This is a genomic window from Actinophytocola sp. NPDC049390 (assembly GCF_044466355.1).
Taxonomy (GTDB): domain Bacteria; phylum Actinomycetota; class Actinomycetes; order Mycobacteriales; family Pseudonocardiaceae; genus Actinophytocola.
The window spans coordinates 31,374-47,339 of sequence record NZ_JBITMQ010000026.1 but is presented as its reverse complement, the minus strand read 5'-3'; the positions used below and the strand labels follow the sequence as shown (position 1 = coordinate 47,339).

The 15,966-nt window shown below is 69.7% G+C and carries 16 protein-coding genes; all 16 read right to left on the bottom strand.

The features are described from left to right. Window positions 1-908 precede the first annotated feature (908 nt). A complete protein-coding gene (locus ACIBVP_RS43470; protein WP_396112420.1) occupies window positions 909-1,130 on the bottom strand; it encodes a hypothetical protein in 222 nt (73 codons plus the stop codon). Between the two features lie 235 nt (window positions 1,131-1,365). Beyond that, window positions 1,366-1,602 carry a helix-turn-helix domain-containing protein gene (locus ACIBVP_RS43465; RefSeq protein ID WP_396112435.1) on the bottom strand — a complete coding sequence of 79 codons (237 nt, stop codon included), beginning with the start codon at window positions 1,600-1,602 and terminating at the stop codon, window positions 1,366-1,368. Window position 1,603: 1 nt separating this feature from the next. Next, window positions 1,604-2,272 (bottom strand): hypothetical protein, encoded by a 669-nt coding sequence (locus tag ACIBVP_RS43460; protein WP_396112419.1) that lies wholly within the window; start codon window positions 2,270-2,272, stop codon window positions 1,604-1,606. Window positions 2,273-2,458: 186 nt separating this feature from the next. Beyond that, window positions 2,459-3,625, bottom strand: coding sequence for an acyl-CoA dehydrogenase family protein (locus ACIBVP_RS43455; RefSeq protein ID WP_396112418.1), 1,167 nt, complete (start codon window positions 3,623-3,625; stop codon window positions 2,459-2,461). A 2-nt stretch (window positions 3,626-3,627) separates the two neighbouring features. After that, the gene (locus ACIBVP_RS43450; protein WP_396112417.1) at window positions 3,628-4,764 is read right to left on the bottom strand and encodes a CaiB/BaiF CoA transferase family protein; all 1,137 of its coding nucleotides are present in this window, start codon (window positions 4,762-4,764) and stop codon (window positions 3,628-3,630) included. Further along, window positions 4,761-6,185, bottom strand: a complete 1,425-nt coding sequence (locus tag ACIBVP_RS43445) for an aldehyde dehydrogenase family protein (RefSeq protein ID WP_396112416.1) — start codon at window positions 6,183-6,185, stop codon at window positions 4,761-4,763. Before ACIBVP_RS43445 ends, ACIBVP_RS43450 begins: the two co-directional genes overlap by 4 nt. Next, window positions 6,182-7,648 (bottom strand): aldehyde dehydrogenase family protein, encoded by a 1,467-nt coding sequence (locus tag ACIBVP_RS43440; RefSeq protein ID WP_396112415.1) that lies wholly within the window; start codon window positions 7,646-7,648, stop codon window positions 6,182-6,184. Before ACIBVP_RS43440 ends, ACIBVP_RS43445 begins: the two co-directional genes overlap by 4 nt. Next, window positions 7,624-8,388, bottom strand: coding sequence for a sugar isomerase domain-containing protein (locus ACIBVP_RS43435; RefSeq protein ID WP_396112414.1), 765 nt, complete (start codon window positions 8,386-8,388; stop codon window positions 7,624-7,626). Before ACIBVP_RS43435 ends, ACIBVP_RS43440 begins: the two co-directional genes overlap by 25 nt. Window positions 8,389-8,398: 10 nt before the next feature. Continuing rightward, window positions 8,399-9,157, bottom strand: a complete 759-nt coding sequence (locus tag ACIBVP_RS43430) for a hypothetical protein (RefSeq protein WP_396112413.1) — start codon at window positions 9,155-9,157, stop codon at window positions 8,399-8,401. Between the two features lie 2 nt (window positions 9,158-9,159). After that, a complete protein-coding gene (locus tag ACIBVP_RS43425) occupies window positions 9,160-10,035 on the bottom strand; it encodes a carbohydrate kinase family protein (RefSeq protein WP_396112412.1) in 876 nt (291 codons plus the stop codon). Continuing rightward, the gene (locus tag ACIBVP_RS43420) at window positions 10,032-10,592 is read right to left on the bottom strand and encodes a cysteine hydrolase family protein (RefSeq protein WP_396112411.1); all 561 of its coding nucleotides are present in this window, start codon (window positions 10,590-10,592) and stop codon (window positions 10,032-10,034) included. Before ACIBVP_RS43420 ends, ACIBVP_RS43425 begins: the two co-directional genes overlap by 4 nt. Continuing rightward, the gene (locus ACIBVP_RS43415; RefSeq protein WP_396112410.1) at window positions 10,589-11,488 is read right to left on the bottom strand and encodes an ABC transporter permease; all 900 of its coding nucleotides are present in this window, start codon (window positions 11,486-11,488) and stop codon (window positions 10,589-10,591) included. Before ACIBVP_RS43415 ends, ACIBVP_RS43420 begins: the two co-directional genes overlap by 4 nt. After that, a complete protein-coding gene (locus tag ACIBVP_RS43410) occupies window positions 11,485-12,579 on the bottom strand; it encodes an ABC transporter permease (RefSeq protein WP_396112409.1) in 1,095 nt (364 codons plus the stop codon). The genes ACIBVP_RS43415 and ACIBVP_RS43410 overlap by 4 nt, the downstream gene beginning before the upstream one ends. Continuing rightward, window positions 12,576-14,102 (bottom strand): ABC transporter ATP-binding protein, encoded by a 1,527-nt coding sequence (locus ACIBVP_RS43405; RefSeq protein ID WP_396112408.1) that lies wholly within the window; start codon window positions 14,100-14,102, stop codon window positions 12,576-12,578. Before ACIBVP_RS43405 ends, ACIBVP_RS43410 begins: the two co-directional genes overlap by 4 nt. A gap of 8 nt (window positions 14,103-14,110) precedes the next feature. Beyond that, window positions 14,111-15,169, bottom strand: coding sequence for a BMP family protein (locus ACIBVP_RS43400; RefSeq protein WP_396112407.1), 1,059 nt, complete (start codon window positions 15,167-15,169; stop codon window positions 14,111-14,113). Beyond that, entirely contained in the window at window positions 15,087-15,938 is an 852-nt protein-coding gene (locus tag ACIBVP_RS43395; protein WP_396112406.1) for a GntR family transcriptional regulator, read from the bottom strand. The genes ACIBVP_RS43400 and ACIBVP_RS43395 overlap by 83 nt, the downstream gene beginning before the upstream one ends. Window positions 15,939-15,966: the final 28 nt, after the last annotated feature.

The window sequence follows — 15,966 nt, the reverse complement described above, 5'->3', positions numbered from 1 at the left end:
AATCTGGCCAACGGATGCAGATTCCGTGCACATCGTGCGCGAGCAGCTGCAGAAACTGCGTGGACACTCGTGCCACCGACATGAAGCTAATGCATTTAAGGACAGTCACCCACAGCCAGCTATTGGTTGGCACAGGCAGCGATCCAATTCAAGATCGAATGGGGGATTCCTGGGGGATCGGAACCCGTCGAAACGCGTCTGAAGTCGTCCCAACGGGGAGGAATGAGGCTTGTTGACCAGCAATTGTCTACATCGCCGCAGGTCAGCTGGTTGTTGATCAACCTTGACACGGTAGGGTCACTGGTTCAATCCCAGTATCGCCCACCAGTTATACACGCTGGTCAGACGGCCTGTTGGTGATCATCACCGACAGGCCGTTTCTGCGTTGTGGGAGCAAATTGGGAGCAACTGATCTTGACCACACTTGCGACCCAGTAGTGGTCACCCGCATCGGTGCTCCCATACTGCTCCCACCGCCGCTGCAGCCCATCGAGCATCGCGGCGATCATGTGTGGGGTGACGTGGGAGTAGATCCCGGACACCCCCTTCTGCCGGTGCCCATGCGACGGTGCCGCAGCACGTCCGGCACGTTGTCCTCGATCAACCACGTGTTGTGCGTGTGACGCAGGTCATGGAAGTGCAGACCGGGGGCGATCGGAACCCATCCACGCTTGGTATCTCCGGCGACAGCAGGCAACCAGACCCGACGCCGGAAGTTCGCCCGCCGATGCCACCCGCCCTCCACGGCCGTCCCAGTGACAGCGTCCCGCCGACCTCGTGCAGAGCCCCGTCCTTCCCGTCGATGCTCAGCTGACCGCGGTCCGGGTCCACCCGGTGCCACTGCAGGCCGGCCAGTTCACCCCACCGCATCCCGCCATATGCGGTCATGATCATCATCACACGATCCATCAACCGCGCCGTCCCGCGATCAACGCCACCTGGGCAGGGGCGGCGACAGGTCGCTCATCCCCTGCGTCGGTGTTGATCCGCAACCGGCGGCACGGATTCGCCGCGATCAACCCCTCATCCACGGCCTCGTTCATGATCGTCGAGAACAGCGACACCACATCCTGCACAGTGGGCTCAGCCAGCGACCGACGCAGGACCTTCACCCACGCCTTGACCGTCATCCGCCCAACCTCACCCAACTCCACGTCGTCGAAGCGGGGCAGGATGTGGTTCCGCAGATGCGAGTCATACTTCGCCCACGCCCACGCCCACGCCCCCGCCCCCACATCGTGCGCGTCCGCCCAACGCCGAACCCACTCCCCCAACACACCGCCGCACGGTACGTCCCCGGCCAACCACGCGGGGACACGGCACCATGGACGCTCCGCACACCCCAGAGAGCAAGCCCGTATGTGGTCACACCGCCCATCGGGTGAACCACCGGATCAGCCAAGATCGGCGACGACGCAGCGGCGCCGCCTCCCCGGCCGGGCGAGCGCCGTCAGCCACGATCGCCTCAAGATCCGCACGCGAAAACCGCAAATGCTTACCCACAAAACAACACGGCACCCGACGCTCCGCAGCCCGACTCCGTAACCACGACTCCCGCACCTGCAACACCTCAGCCGCCTGCGCCGGCGTCAGCAACAACACGTCACTCACCACAACTCCTCCCAATGCCCTCAACCGGACACCCCTTAACTCCGAAATACGGGGCCTCCGGGAAGGCCACCAGCCGAGATTTCTCGGGCCAGCTGCCGCGAACGTCCTTCAACCACCGACCGCGCCAGAGAACACGCCGTCGTCGAACAGTCACGCGGTGGGCCAGCGCGGTGGGGTCCCAGTCGCGGTAGCCGTCGTGGCGTGGGGTGAGCAGGACTCCGACGGACATGAGCGCCGCCAGGTCCCCGCCGTGGGTGCCGTGTTCGTGGTGACGAAGCAGCAGCCAGGCTCGAAATCCTGCTCGGGTTGCCTCGTCGAGTCTGGAGCAGACACCGAACCCGACCTGGGGAGCGGGGCTGGGGAACTGGTAGACCCGGAACTGCCACCTCACCTCGCGGTCATCGTCGACGTTGCGCGCAATGTCCAGATTGTTCAGCAGCAATCGGCCGAGTTCGGTGCGCTGCGTGACGGGCAGCTGATCGACCGTAGCCAGGACCTGGAGGCGGTGGGACTCCTCCGCGGCGTCAATCTCGGAATTCGCGATGTCCTCGGACAAGATTCGGACCATGCCGTGTGCCTCGTCATCGTCGCTGCCGGCAGGAGTGGCCGGCAGCACGCTGATTGTGCTGACGAACAGAGCGTCAGGGTTGTCGCCCTTCAACAGCCGACCGCCGCCAACCGCGCATCTGCGGCTCGACCGCCAGCCACCGCCAAGCCGCTGGCAAAGCCGCCACCAACCGGCCACCAGACCCAGGCAAACCAGAGCCAGGCCGGGACGGTCGACCCGGTTGGCCGGAACCTGGGCCAGGTACGTCGTCGTGTGGAGGCGGGCGAGGGACAGTCTTGGTCAGCGGAAGGCTGCGTGGCCTGTCAGTGCTTGGCCGAGCACGAGGGTGTGCATCTCGACGGTGCCTTCGTACGTGAGTACCGATTCCAGGTTGTTCATGTGGCGGATTACCGGGAATTCCAGCGAGATTCCGTTCGCGCCGAGCACTGTGCGGGCCGTACGGCAGATGTCGAGTGCCTCGCGGACGTTGTTGAGTTTGCCCAGGCTCACCTGTTCCGGACGCAGGCTGCCCGCGTCCTTGCGGCGGCCGAGATGCAGTGCGAGCAGCACACCCTTGGTGTACTCCAGCGTCATGTCGACCAGTTTCTGTTGTGTGAGCTGGAAAGCCGCGATCGGCCTGCCGAACTGGGTGCGTTGGCCGGCGTACTCGATCGCTGCTTCCAGGCAGGTGCGGGCAGCGCCCATCGCGCCCCAGACTATGCCGTAGCGGGCCTCGTTCAGGCAGCCCAGTGGGCCCTTCAGACCTCTTACTTCTGGCAGCATCGCGTCAGCGGGGAGGCGGACGCCGTCCAGTACCAGCTCACTGGTTATGGAGGCGCGCAGGGACAGTTTGTGTTTGATCAGCGGGGCGGAGAAGCCGGGGGTGTCGGTGGGGACCACGAAGCCGCGCACGCCGTCTTCGGTTTGGGCCCATACGATGGCTACGTCGGCGACGCTGCCGTTGGTGATCCACATCTTGCGGCCGTCGAGGATCCAGTCTGTGCCGTCGCGACGGGCTTTGGTGCGCATGCTTGCCGGGTCCGAGCCTGCGTCGGGTTCGGTCAGGCCGAAGCAGCCGATCGCGTCGCCCGCGGCCATCGCGGGGAGCCATCGTTGTTTCTGCTCTTCGCTTCCGTAGCGCCACAACGCGAACATCGCCAGCGAGCCCTGCACGGACACGAGCGACCGCACCCCTGAGTCGGATGCCTCCAGTTCGAGGCAGGCGATGCCGTACTCGGTGGCCGACATGCCCGCGCAGCCGTACCCTTCCAGGTGCATCCCCAGGACACCCAGTGCGCCTAGTTCCTTTGTCAGTTCCCGGATTCGGGGAATGTCGCCCTGTTCGAACCACTCGCCGACGTACGGGTCGATCCGTTCGGCGCACAACTGACGCACCGAGGCGCCGACGGCCCGCTCCTCGGGCGTCAGCAGTTCGTTGAGGCCTGCGAGGTCGTTGACGGGGGTCATCGTTACTCCTCAGTGGACAGCCAGCGGCGGATCTCGTCGCTGTGCTCACCCAGTCGCGGCGGCGGCGCGTACCGGGTGACGGGGGTTCTGGAATAGCTGATCGGGTGCCGCACCTGCGGGGACCGGCCGGGGCCGACGGGCGTCGTTGGGTCGAGGCCGAGGCGGTCGGCGAGTCCGAACGCGTCGGCGAGGTCGCCGACCTTGCCCGCGGGCACGCCGACCGAGGTGAGCCGGGTGATCCAGGAGTCCGTGGTGTCGGTGGCGAGCGGGGTTTCGAGTGCGGCCACCAGCTCCGTCCGGTTGGCGACCCGGTCGGCGTTGGTGGCGAAGCGCGGATCGTCCGCCAGGGCCGGGTCGCCGAGTTCCGTGACACAGCGCCGGAACTGGCCGTCGTTGCCGCAGCACACGGCGAGCAGACCGTCCTGGCAGGACAGTGTCTCGTACGGAGCGATCGACGGGTGCCGGTTACCGAGCCGACCCGGCGCCTTGCCGGTCCACAGGTACGCCGACGCCTGATTGGCGAGCGAACCCAGCAGGCTGGACAACAGGTTCACCTCGACCAGTTGCCCTTCGCCGTCACGGTCGCGGGCCGCCAGCGCGGCCAGCACGCCGATCGTGGCGTCCTTGGCGGTGAGCACGTCGACGAGCGCCACGCCGACCTTCGTCGGTGGCCCGTCGTCGGCGCCGGTGATGCTCATCAGGCCGCCGACGGCCTGCACCAGGAAGTCGTAGCCGGGCAGGTCCGAGTCCGGGCCGAAACCGGAGATCGAGCAGTACACGACGCGCGGGTTGACCTGCCGGACCGCGGCGTAGTCGAGCCCGAACGCGGTCATGGCGCCGGCCTTGAAGTTCTCCACCACCACGTCGGCGCGGGCGGCGAGTTCCTTGGCCAGAGCCAGATCGGCCGGGTCCCGCAGGTCGAGCGTCACCGACTTCTTCGACCGGTTGGCGCACTCGAAGTACGTGCTGGAGTCGTCGGTGAACGGCGGCCCCCACGCCCGGGTGTCGTCGCCCGCTCCGGGTCGTTCGACCTTCACGACCGTGGCGCCGAGGTCGGCCAGCATCACGGTCATCAGCGGGCCCGCGAGCACCCGGCTGAAGTCGGCGACGAGCACGCCTTCCAGTGGCAACCCGGTCATGCGAGCACCCCGTCGATCCGCCTCGGCACGCGCCACGGGTTGTCCGCGCGGGCGGGCACGGGCAGGCAGGAGTCGGGCGCCGACTGGTAGGCGACCGGCCGCACGAACCGGGTCAGCGCCGCCGCGCCTACCGACGTCGCCCACGGCACGCTGGTCGCGGGCCACGGGCCGCCGTGGTGCTGGGCCCAGGTGTAGGCGACCCCGGTGGTCCAGTCGCCGACCGTGACCCGGCCCGCCGTGGTGGCGAGCGTGGCCACGAGCCAGCTCGCGTCGGGATCGTCGTCGCCGGCCGGCATGACCGCCGCGGCCAGGCTGCCGGGGAGCGTGCCCAGCGCGGCACGGAGTTCGCCGGTGTCGGCGTACTCGGCGACCAGGGCGACCGGCCCGAAGCACTCTTCGAGCAGCGGACTTCCCGCCGCCAGCAACCCGATCGGCACCGCGAGCACGGCGGCGGCCGCCGTGCGCCCCGGCCCGAGCGTGTCTGGGGTCGTCGCGACGAGCCGGGCGCCCGCGTCGACCAGGCGTGCGACCCCGGCCGGGACACCCGACGCGATCGCCTCCGTGAGCATGAACGGGGTCGGCTCGGCGGCACGGAGCGCGTGCGCCACACGGTTTGCCGCGTCGTGCCCCGCCGGTGCGAACAGCAGCCCCGGCTTGGTGCAGAACTGCCCGGAGCCGAGCGTGAACGAGCCGACGAACCCCGCGGCGAGGTCGTCGAGATCGGCCGCGGCCGAGGGCGTCACCACCACCGGGTTCACCGTGCCCATCTCGGCGTAGACCGGGATGACCCGTTCGCGTTCGTTCGCGAGCCGCCACAACGCCAGGCCGCCCGCCTGCGAACCGGTGAACGCCACGGCCGCGGTCTCCGGCGCGGTCACCAGGTCGCGGCCCGCCTCGAAACCGTGCACCAGGCTGAAAGCGCCCTCGGGTGCGTGCCGTTCGGCGAGCCGCGCCAGCCGGTCACTGAGGCCCGCGTGGGCGGGGTGCGCCTTGACCACGACGGGACAGCCCGCCGCGAGCGCGGACGCGGTGTCGTTGCCCAGCACGCTGAACGCGAACGGGAAGTTGCTCGCGCCGAACACCGCGACCGGCCCGAGCGGCACGTTCACCCGGACCAGCCGAGGTGTGCCGTTGTCGATCGTCACGCCGAGGTAGGAGCCCTCCACTGCCGCCGAGGCGTAGTGCCGCAGCTGTCCGGCCGTCCGATGCACCTCACCGGTGAGCCGCTCCCGCCCCAGGCCCGTCTCCCGGTCGGCCAGCTCGACGAGCCCGGCGACGTCGTCCTCCAGCGCGGACGCGATGGCCCCCAACCACTCGGCCCGCTCGGCAGGCGAGGAGGCGGCAAGGACGGGGGCGGCCGCCCTTGCCGCCACCAGGCTCGCCCGCACCTGGTCCGGAGTGCTGTCGGGAACGCCGCTCATCTGCCCGCCACCACGACCGGCCGCCGAACCTTGGTGTGCTTGGTCTCCAGGTACGCGTGCAGGCCTTCCGGCCCCAGCTCCCGGCCGAGTCCGGACTGCTTCCAGCCGCCGAACGGCGCCTGCAGCTCGGACACGTCGTTGACGTTCACGCCGACACCACCGGCCTCGATCTGCTCCGCGACTGCCAGCGCCTGTCCGAGGTCCTCGCCGTAGACGTAGGCGGCGAGCCCGTAGTCGGTGGCGTTGGCGACCGCGACGGCCTCGGCGATGGTGCCGACCCGGTGGACGGCGAGCACCGGCCCGAACGTCTCCTCGGTCATCACCAGCGCGTCGGCGGGCACGTGGTCGAGCACCGTCGGCAGGAAGTAGTGGCCCGCCGCGAACCCGTCCGGTTCCCGGCCGCCGATGACGAGCCGCGCGCCCCGGTCCACCGCGTCGGCGATGTGAGCGCGGGCCTTCTCGACCACCTGCGCGGTGGTGCACGGTCCGTACCCGACACCGGGCTCCGACGGGTCGCCCAGCACGTAGCCCGCGACCTCCGCCCGCAGCGCGGCCACGAACTCATCCGCCACTTCCTCGTGCACGACGACCCGGTTCACCGCGATGCAGATCTGGCCCATGTTGGAGAAGGACCGCCGCGCGGCGGCACGTGCGGCCGAGGCAACGTCGGCGTCCGGCAGCACGACGAACGGGCAGTGCCCGCCCAGTTCGAGGCTCACCCTGGTCAGGTGCTCCGCGGCCGTGCGCATGATGGCCTTGCCGGTCGCGGTCGAGCAGGTCGCGGTGATCACGGCGACGTCCGGGTGCGCGGCCAGGCGCTGGCCGACGTTGGCGCCACCCGGCAGGTCCGCGAGCGCGCCCGGCGGCAGGCCCGCGTCGATGAGCAGCGCGGTGACCATCCCGATGGCCAGCGGCGCCTCCTCCGGCGGCTTCACCACCACCGGGCAGCCGGCCGCGAGCGCGGGCGCCACCTTCCACGCGTACAGGTCGACCGGGTAGTTCCACGGCACGATCCCCGCCACCACGCCGACCGGGTGGTAGCTGATCATGCTCATGGTGTCGGCGCTCGCGTTGGGCCGCAGCGTGCCGTGGACGCGGCGGCCTTCCTCGGCGTAGTACTCGAAGACGGCCGCGCCGAACAGGATTTCCTTGACACTGTCGGGAATCGGCTTGCCCTGCTCCAGGGTCAGCACGTGGGCGATCTCGTCGACGTGTTCGCGGATGGCCGCCGCGCCGCGGAGAAGGATGCGGGCCCGCTCGTCCGGGTGCATGTCCGTCCACACGCGACCGCGATCGTGCGCGTCGGCCACCGCGCGGTCGACGTCGGCGGGCGTGGCGACGGCGTAGTGGGCCACCAGCGACCCGTCCGCCGGGTTGCGGACGGGTCGCGACTCAGTGCCTTCGACGACGTCGCCGCCGATGAACAGGCCGCGATCGGCTACCTGTTGCACATCAACCGCCACAGCTCTTCGTAGTTCTCCTCGTTCTTGCGGTGGGCTTCCTCCACCGTCGCCGTGTTGGTGTTGACCATGATGTACGGCTTCTTCCCGCGCCGGACGATCTCCTCGGTGGTGGCCGAGACGATCGCGTGGCCCGCCGCGATGGCGATCGAGGTGGACGTCGGCCCGACCGGGTGTTCGAGGCCCTCGATGAACTGGGAGGCGTCCTCCTTCGGCACGCCGGTGTCCACCACGATGTCGGCGACCTCGTAGAGCCGCCTGCCCGACGCGTGCCTGCTCGGCACGGCGGACGAGTGCGGGATGCTCGTGATGGCGACGACCTTGCGGCCCTTCTCCTTGAACTCCAACGCCATGTCCAGGATGACGTTGTTGATTCCCGAGTGGGAGAACAACATCAGCGCGTCGCCGTCGCGCGCGCGGTTGGCCTTCAGGATGACCGGGCCGTAGCCGGGGCGCGAGTGCAGGAACCGGTACTGGAAGGTGCCCATGTCGCCCCACACGTGGTGCATCAGGGCGATCGGCGTGTCGACGATCGGCCGGAAGCCGGTGATCGTGCCGGTGCGCGGGAACATCTCCAGCGCGGCGAACCCGCCGTGGCCGGTGCCGAAGGTGAACACCAGGTTGTCGCCGAGAATGGTGTCCGCGCACAGTTGCGCGGCGGCGTTGATGGCATCGAGCTGCGTGTCCCGCATGGTCTGCAGCCGTTCCACCATCGTGTCCAGGTATGACTTGCTGACGCTCATCGCATCGCTCCTAATCTTTCAACCGCGTCGCGCACAGCGCGTCGAGACCGGCTGTCAACAGGTCCTGTTCGGCCCTGATCCGGTCGGTCCCCTCGATCTTGCCGTGATCCCGACCGTCCACACTGGCCAGACACAGCACCCCGCTCCGCACGCCCAGCGACCGCCCGATGGCCAGCACGGCACTGCTTTCCATGTCCAGCCCGACCACGCCGCCCCGGACCAGTTCGGCCACGTCGACCGACTTGGACGACGGCATCGTCGCGTCGGCGAACAGTTCGGAGTAGAAGCCGTCGTAGCTGGCGATCATCCCGGTGGTCGTCCGGCGTCCCGATCGCCGCGCCGCGTCGCGCAGCGCCAGCGTCAGGTCCAGGTCGGGGGCGGCGGGATAGCCCTTGGGGACGTAGGTCGCCGACGTGGCCTCGCCACGCAGCGCGCTGTCGGCGACGATCAGGTCGCCGAGTTCGGCCTCCCCCACGGCGAGCGCGGTCCCCAGGCGCACCACCGACCGCATGCCGAGCGCGGTCAGCTCGTGCAGCACGACCGCCGCGATCGCCGCGCCCATACCGAAGGCACTGATCGTGACGGGTGTGCCGCGCCAGGTGCCGGTGGCGGTGGTCAGCCCCCGGTCTTCGTTGAGGATCCGGGCGTCGTCGAGCAGTTCGGCCGCGACCAGCACTCGCCCGCGGTCGCCGACCAGGACGCCGCGTTCGGCCACGTCCTCGGCGGCGCACCTCAGGTACCAGGCCCGCTCGGTGTAGTTGTCTGCCATCCTCATCTCTCGTTCGTCCGTGCCTGGAGCAGGGCGTGCGCGTCCGCGCACGCGGCGAGGACCGCGGCCTCCAGGTCGATCGCGGCCAGATCGGTGCGGTGCGGCAGCCGGGCCATCAGCCCGGCGGCGAAGGTGTCGCCCGCGCCGGTGGTGTCCTCGACCGCCACCGGCCTCGGGGCCGCCACCACCGTTTGCCGGTAGTCCGTGCGCAGTGCGGCGCCTCGCGCGCCACGGGTCTCGACCACGAGCGTGCCCGCCGCGGCGAGCGCGTCGAGGTCGAGCCCGCAGATGTCGTTCAGGAAGTCGGTTTCGGCTTCGCTGTGGCAGATCACGTCGGCGCGAGCCGCCAGCGCGGCGGCCAGGTCCGGCGGCACCGACAGCGGATCCCGTTTGACCGCCCACATGACGAGCGCGTCGTCCGGGATGACGTCGAGCGCGGCGGCGGTCGCGGTCTCGGGTCCGACGCCGACGAGCACCGCCGGTGCCGTCGCGAGCAGTTCCCGTTGTACCTCGGTCAACGTCTGGTCGACGTCGCCGGGGTCGAAGAACACCACCGGTTCACCCTCGTCCGGCCAGAACATGTGGGTGACCGGTGAGCGGGTGCCCGTCCGGGACACGCCCTCGACGTTCACGCCCGCGCGGCGGTGGTGCTCGACGAACAGCGTGCCGTTCTCGTCGTCGCCGACCCACGAGACGAGGTCCACCGACACCCCGTTCCCGGCCAGCCCCAACGCGAAGTAGGCGGCTGCACCCGGCAGCACCCCCGCGCCGTGCAACGAATGCCGGACGATGGTGGTGTGGCCGGGACCGCCGAAGGGCTCGGTGGCGAACTTGAAGTCGACGCCCGCGTACCCGACCACCACACAGCGCGCCGTCACGGGTGCTCCCGCAGCAGCCGGGCCGCCTCGTCCAGCGTGGTCACCGAACCGAAGTAGCGTTCGATGTCCTCCAGCGAGGCGGTTTCCAGGTGTTCACGGTTGGAGTTGGTCGCCTCGCGCGGGACGACGACCTCGAACCCGTGTGCGAAGCCGTCCTGGCACGTGGCCCGGATGCAGACGTTGGTCTTCACGCCGGCGACGACGATCCGCGTCACCCGTTGTTCGTGCAGCACCAGGGCCAGGTCGGTGGCGAAGAAGCTGGAGTACCGCCGTTTCGGCACCACCACCTCGGTCTTCACCGGCTCGAACCCGCCGAAGAACGCCGCCTCGAACGACCCCTGCAGGCAGTGCACGGGCAGCTTCGGCTGCTCGGCGTCCGTCACCCCCTCGCGGTGCCGCTCCACCGCGTGCACGACCAGCGCACCGGACTCCCGCGCCGTGAACAGCAACCGCCGCAACGGTTCGAGTGTCTGCGTCACGCGCGGGTAGTAGTTGGGTCCCGCCGGGTCGTAGAAGTCGTTGATGACGTCGACGAGGACCAGTGCGGTCTTGCTCATGATGCCGGCAGCTTTCGTGCTCGGGCCCGTTGCCGGGCGGCGGAGGAGGCCAGCGCGACCACGACGATCACGTAGGGCAGCGTGGTGAGGAGCTGACCGATCGACGTGCCGGTCTGCAGACTGCCCTGCAGCGCGTCGAAGAACGCGAAGATCAGGCACGCGATCGCCGTCGGGACGGGACGGTTGCGGCCGAAGTAGAACGCGGCGAGCGCGATGAACCCGCGACCGGCGATCATCTGGTCGTTGAACAGCCCGACCTGGGCCAGCGCCAGGTAACCGCCGCCGAGCCCGGCGAACACCCCGGCGATCAGGCCGGAGAACTCCCGCAGCATCGGCACGTTCAGCCCGAGGCTCGCGGCGGCGGCCTCACCGTCGCCCGCGGCCCGCAGCCGCAACCCGAACGCCGTGTTGCGCAGCATCCACGCGGTGGCCGGGATCAACACCAGGGCGAGCACGAACAGCACGTCCTTGCCGTTGACCAGCTCCCGCAACACCGGCACGCCGTCGAGCGCGTCGATGTGCCAGCGCGGCACCCGGTCCAGCCCGTCGATGCGCAGCGTGCCGGACACGCCGAGCTTCCACTTCAGTACGAAGCCGATGATGCCCGCCACCAGCACGTTGACGCCGAGCCCCACGATGATCGGGTTGGCCCGCAACCGGGTGATCACCAGGGTCATCAGCAACCCGGTGATCCCACCGGCGGCCACGGCGGCCAGGATGCCGAGCACCCAGCTTCCGGTGTAGCCGCTGACCAGCACGCTGACCAGCGCCCCGCCCAGCATCTGGCCTTCCAGACCGATGTTGACCACGCCGGACGCCCGGTGCACCAGCCCGCCGATCGCGGCGAACAGCAACGGGACGACCAGCAGCAGGGCCGAAGTGAAGACAGTGCTCATCGGACGGCCCTCCGTCGGCGCAGGTGCAGCGCGAAGCTGGCGACCGCGAACACCATCACCGTGCCCTGCAACACGTCCACGATGTCGAGCGGGATGTTGTCGAACAGCTGGATGGTGGTGCCCGCGCTGGCGAAGGCGCCGAACATGATCGCGGCGGGCACGAGGCCCCACGCGCTGCGCCTGGCCAGCAACGCGACGGCGATGCCGGTGAAGCCGTAGTCGGCGGAGAACCCGTCGACCACGAACCTGCCGACGACACCCATCGCGTGCACGGCGCCGCCGAGCGCGGCGATGGCGCCGGTGGCCACCATCGCCCACAGCACCACCCGGTTCACGCCGATCCCCTGTGCGGCGGCGAACCGTCCGTTGACGCCGACGTGGTGGAGTTCGGCGCCCGCGCTGGTGCGCCGCAGGAACACCCAATACCCGGCCACGAGCGCGAGCGCGATGAGGAACCCGATGTTCAGCGAGGCTGGCGGCAGCAGCCGGGGCAGCGAGAACGGCACCGCCTGTGTCGCGGAGTTCGCCTGTCCCGGCGCGAGCAGGTACGAGTTGACGATCCAGCCGACCAGCCCGGTCGCCACGAACGTCAACATCAGCGTCGACACGACCTCGTCGACGCCGAGTTTGGTCTTCAACACCGCGGCGGGCAACGAGAACACCGCGCCCGCGAGCACGGCCCCGGCCATGGCGACCACCATGACCACCGGGGCAGGCCCCGGCACCGCGACGGCGAGCCAGGCCGCGGTCAGCCCGCCGAACACGAACCCGGCCTCCGCGCCGAGGCTGAACACCCCGGCACGGAAGGAGATCGCGGTCGCGACGCCGGTGAACAGCAGCGGTGTCGCCGAAGTCAGTGTGCCCGCCAACCCGTCGACGTTGCCGAACGCGTTGCTGAACATCAGCTGGTAGGTGGCGAGGGCGTTGATTCCGCTCAACTGCAACACGAGCGCGCCGATCACCAGTGCGACCAGCACCGGGGCCAGCGCCCGCAGCGCCGCCACGCCCGCGGCCCGCAGCCGGGACGGTTGGGTCCCTGGGGCGGACGCGGGTTCCAGCGGCGTCGGCGCGGTCTCGGTCTGCGTGGTCACGAAACCACCTCCGTGCCGCTGTTCTCGCCGAGCATGGCGCGCCCGATGGCGGTGCGCGCGTCGGTGTCCGCCGGGTCGAACGTGCCCGCGGGCATGCCGTGGAACATCACCAGGATGCGGTCGCTCAAGGTGATCAGTTCGTCGAGCTCCTGGCTCATCAACACGATCGCGGTGCCCTCGTCACGGGCCGCCAGCAGTGTCTCCTGGAGTTCCTTGATGCCACGCAGGTCGACGCCGCGCGTCGGCTGGGCCGCCACGAGCAACCGGGGACCGGCGCTCATCTCCCGGCCGAACACGACCTTCTGCTGGTTGCCGCCGGACAGCAGCGACGCCGGGTCGGTGACCTGTCCGTACCGCACCCGGAACCGGCCGAGGATCTCGGCGGTGTGGCGGCGGGCCGCGCCGGGCGAGAGCCAGCCCCGCCGGGCGACCGGCGCCTCCCGGTGCGCGCCGATGATCACGTTGTCCACCAACGGTTCGGTGACCGAAAGACCCTCGTGCCGCCGGTCCGCGGAGATGTAGCCCATGCCCGCCGCACGGCGGTCGCCGACCGACACCGTCGTGATGTCCTTGCCCTGGAAGCGAATCGTGCCGCCCCGGGCGGGCCGCAGGCCGACGATGGCCTCGACGAGGTCCTCCTGGCCGTTGCCCGCGACGCCCGCGATGCCGAGTACTTCGCCCGCGCGTACCTCCAGGCTCACCGGGCCCACCGCACGCTGCCGCCCCGCGAGTTGCAGGTCGCTGACCTCCAGCACCGGCTCGCCCGGCTCGCTGACCCGCGGCGCACGCACCTGCCGCAGGTCCTCCCCCACGATCATGCGGGACAGCGCGGACCGGTCGAGCCCGGCGGCGGCCTGCGCGTGCACCACCCGGCCGCCGCGCAGGACGGTGACGTCGTCGGCCACCGCGAGTGCCTCCTCCAGTTTGTGCGTGATGAGGATGATCGTGTTGCCCTGGTCGCGCAGCCCGGCCAGCAACCGGAGCAGGCCCTCGATCTGCGCCGGGGCGAGCACGGCGGACGGCTCGTCGAGGATCAGCGTGTCCGCGCCCCGGTACAGGCAGCGGACGATCTCCAGCTGTTGCTGGGTGCCGACCTCGACCTCGCCCGCCCGCCGGTGCCACGGCAGCTTCGCGCTGATCGACTCGGCGATCTCCTCGGCCCGCGCACGGGCCTTCCGCCAGTCGATCACCCCGGCACGCGCCGGTTCGCCGCCGAGCACCAGGTTCTCCAGCAACGTCAGGTCCGGGCTGAGCGCGAGTTCCTGTTGCACCACCGCGATGCCGGTGGCGAACGCCTCCTTCGGCCCCTTGAACCGGACCCGCTCGCCCCGGTCGACCACCCACCCCTCGTCGGGCTGGTCGAGCCCGGACAGCGCCCGGATCAACGTCGTCTTGCCCGCGCCGTTCTCGCCGAGGAGCACGTGCACGGTCCGTTCCATGGCCGAGAAGGTGACGTCGGTGAGAGCGGATACCGAGCCGAACCGGCGCGTGATGCGGTCGGCCCCCAACCGTGGCGTGCTCATCGTGACCCCTACTTGGCCCAGTCCGGGTAGCCCTGCTCGGTGACGTCCCAGACCTTCACCTTGCCGGAGATGATGTCGGCCTTGGCCGCGTCGACCTTCGCGAGCACGTCGGCGGGCACCTCCTGCTTGGTGTGCTTCATCTCCGACAGGCCGACGCCGTCCTCCTTGAGGCCGTAGGACACCGTCTCGCCGCCCTGCAGCTCGCCGGAGCCGAAGTCCTTGACCAGGTTGGACATGGCGAGGTCGGTCCGCTTGATCACCGAGGTGAGCACGAAGCCCTTCGCGATGGCGTCCTGGTCGGTGTCGACGCCGATCGCGTAGTGGCCGGTGTCCTTCGCGGACTGGATCACGCCCGCGCCGGTGCCACCCGCCACCGTGTAGACGATGTCGGTGCCGCTCGCGTACATCTGGTTCGCGATCTGCTGGCCCTTGGCCGCGTCACCGAACGAGTCGGCGTACTTGATGTCGAACGTGACCGACGGGTTGACCGACCGCGCGCCCTCCATGTAGCCGATCAGGAACTTGTCGATGCCCGTGCTCTTGGTGCCGCCGACGAAGCCGATCCTGTTGTCGGCGTTTACCTTCTGGTTGTTCGCGGCCTTGGTCATCAGCCCGGCCAGCACGCCCGCCAGGTAGGAGCCCTCGTGCTCCTTGAACACCACGCTGGTCACGTTCGGGCCCTCGACGACCGCGTTGACGATGGCGAACTGCACCTTCGGGAAGTCCTTCGCCACCTTGCCGAGCATGTCGGCGTGGGAGAACTCCAGGTCCGCGATCAGGCCGTAGTCCGCGCCCGCCGCGGTACGCACCAACTGCTCGCCCTCGGCCACGATGTCCTTGGACTCGATCGGCCTGCCCGCCACCCCGTTCTCCTCGGCGGCGGCCTTGAAACCCTTGTACGCCAGGTCGTTGTACGCCTCGTCGCCGAGACCGCCCTGCGCGATGACCAGTGCCGCCTTCTTGTCCGATGTGGACCCGCCGCCGCTACCCTCGCCGGGCGTCACGCCGCACGCGCTCAGTAACAACAGCCCGGACATGGCTGCCGCGATCGTCCTCATTGACCTCATGAGCGGGCCCTTCTTTCTCATTTACCGGATGTGACGAGAGTTCGGTGTGGTACTGGTACAGAGAGCCGACGTAGAACGCGTCCACGGCTTCGATCAGTTGGCCCGCGCGGTTCTTCGACAGGCGGCGCACCTGCATGAGCGGCGCGCCCTCCCCCACGGCGAGGTGTTCGCAGATCGTCGCGGGGCACGGCACCGCGCGCAGCGACTCCTCCGCCGACCACGGCCGCTGGCCGACGGCCTCCAATGCCTGGTACAGCGAGAAATCCTCGGCCGCTACGACGTTTTCCGACAGCCCGGCCGCCTCGACGAGGTCGGCGGGTAAGGCAGTGCGGTGGAAACCGACGGCCACGTCGTCGACGAACCGGACCCGGCCGAGCACCACCACGTCGGCCGAGGCCGGGAACGCCCCGAGCAGGTCGTCGCGCTCGTCTCCGCAGCCGACCACCGTGTAGGAGATCAGCCGGTGCGACGGGACCCCGTCGTCGGAGCGGGTCACCGAGCTGAAGCTGGTCAGTTCGGACAGGCTGCGCCGCTGCGGTCGCGGCGCCACGAACGTGCCCAGGCCCTGCCGCCGCTGGATCAGCCCTTCGCGGTGCAACGTGTCGAACGCCTTGACGATCGTCGCCCGGGAGACACCCAGTTCCTTGGCGAGGCCCGGTTCGCTGGGCAACACGTCGCCCGCGCCGTACTCACCGCCGGCGATCTGCGCCGCCAGCAACCGCGCCACCTGTGCGTACAGCGGTGCGGCCGAACTACCGCGATCCAACATCAGCGCGTCCATCCACTTGAACGGTTGA

Bases quoted from the DNA above. Each gene is read 5' to 3' on its own strand.
- ACIBVP_RS43415 (WP_396112410.1), bottom strand. From the start codon at position 11,488: ATGAGCACTGTCTTCACTTCGGCCCTGCTGCTGGTCGTCCCGTTGCTG.
- ACIBVP_RS43420 (WP_396112411.1), bottom strand. From the start codon at position 10,592: ATGAGCAAGACCGCACTGGTCCTCGTCGACGTCATCAACGACTTCTAC.
- ACIBVP_RS43405 (WP_396112408.1), bottom strand. From the start codon at position 14,102: ATGAGCACGCCACGGTTGGGGGCCGACCGCATCACGCGCCGGTTCGGC.
- ACIBVP_RS43400 (WP_396112407.1), bottom strand. From the start codon at position 15,169: ATGAGGTCAATGAGGACGATCGCGGCAGCCATGTCCGGGCTGTTGTTA.
- ACIBVP_RS43430 (WP_396112413.1), bottom strand. From the start codon at position 9,157: ATGGCAGACAACTACACCGAGCGGGCCTGGTACCTGAGGTGCGCCGCC.
- ACIBVP_RS43470 (WP_396112420.1), bottom strand. From the start codon at position 1,130: ATGACGGTCAAGGCGTGGGTGAAGGTCCTGCGTCGGTCGCTGGCTGAG.
- ACIBVP_RS43435 (WP_396112414.1), bottom strand. From the start codon at position 8,388: ATGAGCGTCAGCAAGTCATACCTGGACACGATGGTGGAACGGCTGCAG.
- ACIBVP_RS43395 (WP_396112406.1), bottom strand. From the start codon at position 15,938: ATGTTGGATCGCGGTAGTTCGGCCGCACCGCTGTACGCACAGGTGGCG.
- ACIBVP_RS43450 (WP_396112417.1), bottom strand. From the start codon at position 4,764: ATGACCGGGTTGCCACTGGAAGGCGTGCTCGTCGCCGACTTCAGCCGG.
- ACIBVP_RS43455 (WP_396112418.1), bottom strand. From the start codon at position 3,625: ATGACCCCCGTCAACGACCTCGCAGGCCTCAACGAACTGCTGACGCCC.
- ACIBVP_RS43445 (WP_396112416.1), bottom strand. From the start codon at position 6,185: ATGAGCGGCGTTCCCGACAGCACTCCGGACCAGGTGCGGGCGAGCCTG.